This window comes from Chengkuizengella sediminis (assembly GCF_010078385.1).
In the GTDB taxonomy this organism is placed as follows: Bacteria; Bacillota; Bacilli; order Paenibacillales; family KCTC-33759; genus Chengkuizengella; species Chengkuizengella sediminis.
In genome coordinates this window covers 45,288-54,890 of sequence record NZ_SIJC01000017.1, presented here as the reverse complement: position 1 = coordinate 54,890, position 9,603 = coordinate 45,288, and the positions used below count along the sequence as shown (strand labels likewise).

General features: G+C 33.1%; 12 protein-coding genes and 1 rRNA gene. 12 read left to right on the top strand and 1 reads right to left on the bottom strand.

What is annotated here, in order from left to right:
• From rrf to rsmI, 11 genes are all read left to right on the top strand, one after another.
• Positions 1 to 97, top strand: a 5S ribosomal RNA gene (gene rrf, locus EPK97_RS20325); the annotation flags it as partial.
• Positions 98 to 297: 200 nt separating this feature from the next.
• Positions 298 to 483, top strand: a complete 186-nt coding sequence (locus EPK97_RS20320) for a sigma factor G inhibitor Gin (protein WP_162038457.1) — start codon at positions 298 to 300, stop codon at positions 481 to 483.
• Positions 484 to 636: 153 nt separating this feature from the next.
• A complete protein-coding gene (locus tag EPK97_RS20315) occupies positions 637 to 2,094 on the top strand; it encodes an aminotransferase class I/II-fold pyridoxal phosphate-dependent enzyme (protein ID WP_162038456.1) in 1,458 nt (485 codons plus the stop codon).
• A gap of 34 nt (positions 2,095 to 2,128) precedes the next feature.
• Positions 2,129 to 2,779, top strand: a complete 651-nt coding sequence (tmk, locus tag EPK97_RS20310) for a dTMP kinase (RefSeq protein WP_162038455.1) — start codon at positions 2,129 to 2,131, stop codon at positions 2,777 to 2,779.
• Positions 2,780 to 2,924: 145 nt separating this feature from the next.
• On the top strand, positions 2,925 to 3,254 hold the full coding sequence (locus EPK97_RS20305; RefSeq protein WP_162038454.1) for a cyclic-di-AMP receptor: 330 nt from the start codon (positions 2,925 to 2,927) through the stop codon (positions 3,252 to 3,254).
• A gap of 288 nt (positions 3,255 to 3,542) precedes the next feature.
• Positions 3,543 to 3,989: a YaaR family protein gene (locus EPK97_RS20300; protein ID WP_162038453.1), complete on the top strand. Its 447-nt coding sequence runs from the start codon at positions 3,543 to 3,545 to the stop codon at positions 3,987 to 3,989.
• Positions 3,990 to 4,013: 24 nt separating this feature from the next.
• A complete protein-coding gene (gene holB, locus EPK97_RS20295; RefSeq protein WP_162038452.1) occupies positions 4,014 to 4,991 on the top strand; it encodes a DNA polymerase III subunit delta' in 978 nt (325 codons plus the stop codon).
• A 1-nt stretch (position 4,992) separates the two neighbouring features.
• Positions 4,993 to 5,796 carry a PSP1 domain-containing protein gene (locus EPK97_RS20290; RefSeq protein ID WP_162038451.1) on the top strand — a complete coding sequence of 268 codons (804 nt, stop codon included), beginning with the start codon at positions 4,993 to 4,995 and terminating at the stop codon, positions 5,794 to 5,796.
• A gap of 29 nt (positions 5,797 to 5,825) precedes the next feature.
• The gene (gene yabA, locus EPK97_RS20285; RefSeq protein WP_162038450.1) at positions 5,826 to 6,164 is read left to right on the top strand and encodes a DNA replication initiation control protein YabA; all 339 of its coding nucleotides are present in this window, start codon (positions 5,826 to 5,828) and stop codon (positions 6,162 to 6,164) included.
• Between the two features lie 86 nt (positions 6,165 to 6,250).
• The gene (locus EPK97_RS20280) at positions 6,251 to 7,003 is read left to right on the top strand and encodes a tRNA1(Val) (adenine(37)-N6)-methyltransferase (RefSeq protein ID WP_162038449.1); all 753 of its coding nucleotides are present in this window, start codon (positions 6,251 to 6,253) and stop codon (positions 7,001 to 7,003) included.
• A complete protein-coding gene (gene rsmI / locus EPK97_RS20275) occupies positions 7,000 to 7,869 on the top strand; it encodes a 16S rRNA (cytidine(1402)-2'-O)-methyltransferase (protein ID WP_162038448.1) in 870 nt (289 codons plus the stop codon). The genes EPK97_RS20280 and rsmI overlap by 4 nt, the downstream gene beginning before the upstream one ends.
• A gap of 98 nt (positions 7,870 to 7,967) precedes the next feature.
• Here rsmI and EPK97_RS20270 read toward each other — a convergent pair whose 3' ends face one another.
• Positions 7,968 to 8,255 (bottom strand): AbrB/MazE/SpoVT family DNA-binding domain-containing protein, encoded by a 288-nt coding sequence (locus EPK97_RS20270; protein WP_162038447.1) that lies wholly within the window; start codon positions 8,253 to 8,255, stop codon positions 7,968 to 7,970.
• A gap of 350 nt (positions 8,256 to 8,605) precedes the next feature.
• On the opposite strand from EPK97_RS20270, the gene EPK97_RS20265 reads away from it, so the two are divergent.
• Positions 8,606 to 9,370, top strand: coding sequence for a TatD family hydrolase (locus EPK97_RS20265; RefSeq protein WP_162038461.1), 765 nt, complete (start codon positions 8,606 to 8,608; stop codon positions 9,368 to 9,370).
• The last annotated feature ends 233 nt before the right edge of the window (positions 9,371 to 9,603 follow it).

The window sequence follows — 9,603 nt, the reverse complement described above, 5'->3', positions numbered from 1 at the left end:
GGTACCACGCGTACCCATACCGAACACGACCGTTAAGCCCTCCAGCGCCGATGGTACTTGGACCGCAAGGTCCTGGGAGAGTAGGACGTTGCCAAGCTAAACCAAAGACACTGTAGTGAATTTAATCACTATGGTGTCTTTTTTTACACCATTTAATTTTAATGTACATATAATAACGAAAATTAAATTTCACAATATCAGTATAGTTTTTAAAAATATTTTCTCTAAGATCAATTTAGAAGTTTAAGAGGATAGATAATGTGGCATAATGATAGAAAAAACAAGGGTGGGGAGTCTATGGATAGTAAGTTAGACTATACCTGTATAGTATGTGAAGAGCAAAATAAGAATGGCATCATGATATGCACAGAATTTATATGTAATCGTTGTGAATCTGAAATTATACGTACAGATGTAACCGATGCAAAGTATTCATTTTATATTAAAAAGTTAAGAAGAATATGGTATAGAAATATTATTTGATTACAAGATTTAAATTTAAGAGCTAATCCAGATAATAAGTGACCGTCTCTGATTTGGCGGTTTTTTTTTGACGTATTGGATGATATATTTAATATAAACTAGTATGTTAGTACAGAGAATGACAATTTTCATACATGGAGGTAATGTTTGTAGATGGATCAACGTAAAGCACCTTTATTTGATATGTTAAAACAATATCATATGGGGCAGCAAGCTAGTTTTCATGTGCCTGGTCACAAATTTGGACTAGATTTACATAAAGAAGAACAATACTATTTTGAGCATATTATGCAAATTGATTATACTGAAATTACAGGTCTCGATGATCTTCATGATCCCCAAAGTATTATTAAAGATGCGCTGGAACTTGCTGCAAACTGTTTTGGAGCAGAACAAAGTTATTTTTTAATAAATGGGAGTACTGTTGGAAATCTTGCCATGATTTTATCCGTATGCGGGCGAGATGATGTTATAATCGTACAAAGAAATGTACATAAATCTATTATTAACGGTCTCGTTTTAGCGGCAGCCAAAGCTGTATTTTTACCTCCTAATATAGATCCCAAAACAGGTTTGGATTTAGGTGTGTCTCTAAATAATTTACAAGAAGCATTAATTCAGTATCCTGATGCTAAGGCTGTGCTACTTACGAATCCAACTTATTATGGTATTGGGATGAAGTTGAAAAGGTTAGTTGATTTAGTACATGAATATCACATTCCAATATTAATAGATGAAGCGCACGGGGCTCATTATGGGTTTCATCCTAAATTACCCGAATCATCATTATCCTGTGGCGTAGATGTTGTGGTTCAATCCACTCATAAAATGCTAACATCAATGACAATGAGCGGTATGCTTCATGTTCAAGGGAATTTGATTGATAGAGAAAGATTAGATCGGTTTTTAAACATGCTGCAAAGCTCTAGTCCATCGTATCCCTTAATGGCTTCACTAGATATCAGTCGCAGGTGGATAAGCACCAGGGGAAGAGAGAGCATTGCAAACGTACAATCCATTATTTTAACCTTTAAAAAGGAAATGGAAATATTGAAATGGTTTGAGATTGTGGATATTACAAAAGATTTTGGAAAGGATTATACACAAGATCCTTTTAAAATTTTAATACATGATCTTACAGCCACTTTATCTGGTTATGATTTGCAAGCAGCAATAGAAAAACGAGGCTGCATGATAGAGATGGCAGATCCAAAGTTTATATTAATTGTATGCAGTGTTTCCACAATAGAAGATGATATGAACAGACTCCTAAATGCATTAAAGGATATATCATTTCATTTCAATTTAAAAAAGAAGGAACTGGGTGAAAACATAACGAATATATGTAATGAAATGGCTTATACAAGTTTAAGTCCACCTTTGAAAATGGAAAATCACTTTGAAAATACAAAGGTAGTTAGTTTAGATCAAGCATTGAACTTCAGATCTGCTGAAATGGTTATTCCTTATCCTCCAGGGATTCCTCTTCTTTATCCAGGAGAAATCATAAATTATGAAGTGATATTGAAAATAAATCAATATATAGATTCAGGAGCACATTTTCAAGGGTCAAAAGAAATAGTTAATCATCTAATATCAATTTTAAATTAACCATACAAAAATTCAGTCAACAAGGAGGTTTGTTGTGAACGGTTTATTTATAACATTCGAAGGTCCAGATGGTTCGGGTAAAACCACTCAAATACAACAACTAGCCAATTCATTAATCAAATTAGGTTACGACGTGATTACAACAAGAGAACCAGGAGGGACAAGAATCAGTGATCTACTGAGAAACATACTCCTATCGACAGAATATCAAGAAATGAAAGATCAAACAGAAGTACTTTTATATGCTGCTTCTAGAGCACAGCATGTACATGAGATTATTATTCCAGCATTAGAGCAGAATAAAATTGTATTATGTGATCGTTATATCGATGCGAGCATGGCGTATCAATCTGTTGGATTGGGAATTGACCAAAAAACAATTAAAGGGATTAATCACTTTGCAAGCTCTGGATTACAACCGATACGAACATACATGATGGATGTGAGTGTGAATGAAAGTAAGAATAGATTATCAAAGAGAACAAATAAAAAGGGTGAAATAATTTTAGATCGTATAGAACAAAAAGCCCATGATTATCATAAAAAGGTAAGAGAGGGTTTTTTACAAATTGCAAATAAAAATCCAGATAGAGTTCATTTGGTCAATGCGAATCAAGCAATCGATGTTATTTCAGAGGAAATATTAAAGGATATGACTAAAATATTAGAAAATAGATATGTGTAAGGTCAATAGATAGCTCCATGAGAATCCTCACATTACTTAAAGTCCAGCTAAAGAACATTTATACTTTTCGGGCTGAATCATTACTCTAATGAAAACCATTAGTAGTTTAAACTATTTTAAAGTATAATATTAGGAGGGGATTAAAATGAAATTAATTATTGCAGTAGTACAAGATAAGGATAGTAACCGATTGTCTAACGCATTAATTAAATCAAACTTTCGAGCGACGAAATTAGCAAGTACAGGTGGATTTTTAAAAGCGGGCAACACCACTTTTATGATCGGCGTGGAAGATGAAAAAATAGATGAAGTTATTGGTGTCATTAAAGCGAATTGTAAGGTGAGGGATCAATTAGTGTCGTCTGTTTCTCCTGTTGGAGGAACAACGGATTCGTATATTCCATTTCCAATTGAAGTACAGGTAGGGGGAGCTGCTGTATTTGTTATGCCTGTGGAAAAATTTGAACATTTTTAGAGGTTGTTTTCAAAAAGTCCACTTTTGCCAGCACAGGACTTACTTGTACTGCTTTAGACTTGTACAGGATGTACTGATCCATCATTAGTCACAGGACGTGACTGGTTTTGAGCAGTGATCACGACGTAAATTATGGAAGTAAATCCACATCGAATCTTGCATTCAACTTTGAAGTCCGGTGCTCATGTAACATTGTTTACATTCCGCTCCTCTTTCTAAAGCTTCATGCAACCTTCTCGGTGCTGAAAACTGAACTTTTTGAACATTTTTAAAGGTAGGTAAAATGAATTGAAGATAAACTCTGGTTTACGCTCCTTACAAAAAAATGTGTTGCTTACAGATCAAGCAAATCAAAATTCAATAACGATGAAAAATTTTTCTGAAACGTTACAACACCAAGAACAATTTGCATCAAGTGAACAATTAAAACAAGCAATTCTTCAAATAGAAATACAAGGTAAACGGTTATCAAAATCCTTGACCGTTCGCGAATTGTTTGCATACAAAAAACTTGTAAAACAATTTATGGATGAGACGGTTCGTAATGGAATCCAGCTTACAAGTAAAATAGGTAAGGACCGGCGAGGGAGAGGAAGAAGATATAAACTTTTAGAAGAAGTCGATCAATCGCTATTACAAATGACAGACGATTTATTGCAAAGTGAGCAAGGTAGAATTGAAATATTAGAAAAAGTAGGGGAAATACGAGGGATGTTGATCAATATATTATTTTAATGGAAAATGATAAGGGGTTATATCATGTCTTTTCATGAAATTATAAATCAAAACAAGGTGAAAAAGAAACTTCAGAACGGACTAAGGATGAATAAAATATCACATGCTTATTTATTTACAGGACCGTCAGGCACAGGGAAAAGTAAAATGGCCTTGAATTTTGCAAAGGCTATTTTTTGTATTCAAAATAAAGACGATGCTTGTGATCAGTGCATGGAATGTAAAAAGTTTGAACATGGAAATCATCCACAACTTCGTCTTATAGAACCAGATGGAAATCATATAAAAATAGAACAAATTAGAGATCTGCAAAAAGATTTTTCATATAAAATGAATGAAAATCAAGTGAAAATATATATATTATTTCGTGCGGATCGATTAACAACGCAAGCAGCAAACAGCTTACTAAAATTTTTAGAGGAACCTCAGTCCAACGTAATTGCTATTTTAATTGCAGATAATGGACATGCTGTTTTACCAACCATTCGATCTCGTTCACAATGGATATCTTTCCAACCACAATCCCCAGATAAAATGGCGGATCAATTAATTTCAGAAGGTTTTTCGAAAGAATTAGTTTACAGTGGTGTACACTTAACATCTGGACTGGAAGAAGCTAGGGAGCTTATCCAATTAAATTCGTTTGCAGAAATTAGAGGCATAATGATACAATTAGCTAAGGAAAGTTTAAATAAGTTTTCCGTTGCGAGCATTACAGCACAACAAAAAATATTTAAATCCAACCTTACAGACGAGCTGAATATACTTTTAGATTTATTTTTACTATGGTTTAAAGATATCATTCACATACAAACCGGGCGAAAGGACAGACTTGTTTTTGAAGACCAGCTTACATGGTTAGAAAAAAATGCCTTCACACGTCAGATGAACGACTGGGTTCAATGTATGGAAATTACAGTAAATACAAAAAAGAAGCTTCGATTTAATGTAAATCCTCAGTTAGCTCTTGATCAATTTATGATCCAAATTAAGGGGGGTTGAAATGTACTCAGTGATTGGGGTTCGCTTTAAAAAAGCGGGCAAGATTTATTATTTTGATCCAACGAATCATCCCGTAAAAAAAGATGATCATGTGATTGTAGAAACAGCACGTGGTATAGAATACGGGACAGTAGTCATTGGGGAAAAAAAAGTTGATGAGTCAGATATTGTCCTTCCCCTGAAGAAAGTGATTCGTGTAGCGAAATCAGCAGATGTTAAAGTGATGGAAAATAATAAAAAAGATGCTAAAGAGGCTTTTTATGTTTGTTTAGATAAAATTAATCAGCATCAATTATATATGAAATTAATTGATGTAGAATATACTTTTGATAGGAATAAAATCATATTTTATTTTACAGCTGAAGGAAGAGTAGATTTTCGAGAGCTAGTTAAAGACTTGGCGAGTATTTTTAAAACACGTATTGAATTAAGGCAAATTGGAGTAAGAGATGAGGCTAAGATGTTAGGAGGCATTGGACCTTGTGGGAGAACGTTATGTTGTTCAACATGGCTGGGCGACTTTGAACCAGTTTCCATCAAAATGGCTAAAGATCAAAGACTCTCTTTAAATCCAACGAAAATTTCTGGTCTATGTGGTAGACTCATGTGTTGTTTAAAGTTTGAACACGATCAATACGAAAGTGCAAAAAATGACCTACCTAAAGTTGGAAGTTTTGTGATTACCTCATTGGGTGAAGGTAAGGTTATTTCCATTAATCCAGAAAAAAGTTCGGTACAAGTTAAAATTTTTGATATGGAAAAAGTGAAGGAACTTTCACTTGAAGATGTTGTTGAACAAGAATAAATGCAGTTTTCTTAAACTGAGGTGGAATTGTGGAGAATAAGGATATCTATGCACAGGCCAATGAACTAGAACAGCATTTAGGCGATATATATAAAGATATTGGCGAAATGAAAAAGAAACTTATACAATTGTTGGAGGAAAATAAACGTTTAAGTTTAGAGAATCAGCAGTTGAGAAGTATGCTGAAAAAAGACCAGCCTGATAAAGATAAAATAAAAGAGGAAAATCCTCCTTCTCCAGTTATTGGCGAAGGTTATGATAATTTAGCTCGTTTGTATTATGAAGGATTTCATATTTGTAATGTATATTATGGACACCTTAGAACAGAAGGTGACTGTCTCTTTTGTTTATCATTTTTAAACAAATAGAATAATGAATTTTAAACCGCAGGACGCATCCTGCGGTTTTACAAATTTAAAATAATATTAGGTAAATTCAAAAAAAGGAACTGATTATGAAAGAAAACATACCTTTAATGGAGAGCGAAAGAATTGATGATTTATTAACACAAGAATTAAAGATAATACAAAGTGATGAGGTTTTTAGTTTTTCAATGGACGCCGTATTATTAGGACGTTTTTGCTCAGTTCCTATAAGAGGAAATATATTAGATTTATGTTCAGGTAACGGCGTGATCCCATTGTTGTTATCTACGAGGACAAAAGCACAGATTACAGCTGTTGAGATTCAAGAAAAATTAGCGGATATGGCTGCAAGAAATATAAAAATGAATAATTTAACAGATCAAATTTCTATCATTCAAGGTGATTTAAAACAAGTGCATACTCAATTGGGATATGGTGGTTTTGATTTGGTTACAGTAAATCCACCCTATCTTCCAGCATTTTCAGGAAAACAAAATGATAATGAATTTATTGCAAATGCACGTCATGAAATTTTATGTACATTAGAAGATGTTATTTCATCTTGTAATAAACTTGTGAAGAGTGGAGGCAAGGTGGGTTTGGTGCATCGTGCTTCTAGATTAGCGGATATTATTGTATTAATGAGGCAATACAACATTGAACCGAAACGTATTCGATTTGTACATCCTAGGATAGGTGAAGAAGCGAATATGGTGCTTGTCGAAGGAATTAGAAATGGAAAAGCGGATATGCATATATTAAACCCTCTGATTGTTTATGATGAGTATAATCAATATTGCAATGAGTTGATGGAAATATATTATGGAGATGCTGCAAAATGAACATACAAAAAAGCTTTTTAGAAGATGAAACAAATAAAGGTTGTTTGTACTTAGTAGGAACACCCATTGGGAATTTAGAGGATATTTCTTATAGAGCGCTCAGAATATTACAAGAAGTAGAGTGTATTGCTTGTGAAGATACAAGACAAACGAAGAAACTTTTGTCTCACTTTCAGATTTCGACAAGGTGTATTAGTTACCATGAGCATAATAAACATGCAAGCGGTAAAGAAATTGTACGTCTTATTGAGCAAGGTAAACATATTGCACTGGTAAGCGATGCTGGTTTACCAGTTATCTCTGATCCTGGAAATGAACTAGTTCAGCTTGCCATAGAATCTAATCTTTCAGTGATCCCTATCCCTGGTGCAAATGCTGCATTATCCGCGTTAATCATATCAGGATTAGATACAGATCAATTTATGTTTTTTGGGTTTTTACCTCGTGAAAAAAAAGATAAAAAAGAAAAACTTAAAGAATTGTTAGAAACGACAGGATCTATTATTTTTTATGAGTCTCCACATCGGTTATTAAATACACTAAATACAATGTTAGAAGTGTTGGGAAATCGTCGAATCTCAATTGCAAGAGAAATTACTAAAAGATATGAAGAAATAGTCAGAGGAACATTAGAAGAATGTATCAGTTATATGGATGACATAAAAATTCAAGGTGAATATTGTATCGTTGTACAGGGAAATATGGAAAAAGCAGAAAAAAAAGATGAGTTGTGGTGGAGTTTATTATCCATTCAAGAACACTTGGAACATTACATGAATCAGGAGTTAGATAAAAAGGAAGCAATGAAAAAAGTCGCGGTAGATCGCAAGGTATCTAAGAGGGATATATATAATCATCTCCTTTAAGAAAGAAAAAAATCCTGCCGTATGATTATTTATATAACGGCAGGAGACAAAGGAGATATGAAAAGGTTAGAATTAACTAAATCTTATTCTATTATATACTAAATAATTTCTTTTGTCACTGTATTATCTTTTTTGCTTGAATTAAAAATTTCAATGAGTTCAGGAATAATTTCTTTACTGATCATTTTCCCTTTGAAATACACTAAATCATTTGCATTACCGGTAAAAATACATGCAGGTTCATATTTTTTTAACATGACCTTTTCCCCATCAACATATATTTCTAACGCGTCTTTTTCTGCAATGCCTAAAGTTCTACGTAGTTCAATTGGAATAACTACACGACCTAATTCATCGACTTTTCTTACAATACCTGTAGATTTCATAAATTTATTCCCCTCTCTTTATTAAAAAACGTCAATTTTCGACAATATTTTCATTCCCTTATGATACTAATGTTTGCCAAATTAGTCAATACTTCTTTAATCAAAAATTGTAAATTTCTAAATAATGTATAATACTTTTATATTTATGCAATAGATCTCGATTTCAGGACGAAAAAAAGTGAGTTTTCTTTGTATTTAAATTCATGCTTAAGTTTTTATTTAAATTCGACAAAAACTCCACAGTGAATGTATTATTTTGTCGAATAATATTTTAATCGTTAAAAGTTTATTTCATTTACATATAAAATTATGTAGACTATGGATTAGGATTAAATGAAGGGAGTTTAATGATGTTAATAGATACGCACGTACACTTAAATGCAGAACAATTTAATGAAGATCGGGAACAGGTAATTGAACGAGCGAGACAAAACGGAGTTTCAATTATGATCAATGTGGGTTTCAACCGTGAAACGATCCCAGAAACGATAGAGCTTGCAGAAAAATATGATTTTATATATGCGGTTGTTGGATGGCATCCAACAGATGCCATCCACATGACTCCTGAAGACTTGCAATGGATAGAATCTTTATGCAGTCACAAAAAGGTAGTAGCTGTAGGAGAAATAGGGTTAGATTATTACTGGGATACTTCACCAAAAGATATTCAACAAAAAGTGTTTAGAGAACAGATCCGATTAGCACGTAAAGTGAATAAACCTATCGTGATCCATAATAGAGACGCACATCAAGATGTCGTGGATATTTTAGCTGAAGAGAATGCTGCTGAAGTAGGTGGAGTGATGCATTGTTATTCAGGGAGCTGGGAAATTGCCAAGAAGTGTTTGGATATGAACTTCTACATATCATTTGGGGGCCCGATTACTTTTAAAAATGCAAAACAGCCAAAAGAAGTGCTGAAAAATGTACCTTTAGACCGGTTGTTAGTGGAAACAGACTGTCCTTATTTAACTCCTCATCCTTATCGTGGAAAAAGAAATGAAACTGCATATGTGAAATATGTTGCAGAGGCAGCTGCGGAATTAAAGGAATTATCATTTGATGAAATAGCACGAATCACAACGAATAATGCTAAAAAATGTTTTCAAATATAATTTGTATTCGCATTAAGCAGTTAAATAGAGATAATCAGTGTAAAATTTAAGATTAGAGGATTAAAACATTTCATTTTCGTGAAATTTACCGTTTTAATCGTCTAATCTTTTCTTTTTGGGGTTTTACATTCTTAGTATAAGTTAAGTATGATCTTAAAGAAACAATTACATTAGTTTTATATATTTTTCCAAACTGTTTAAGAATTATTTTTTTCTAATTTGCATAATAATTA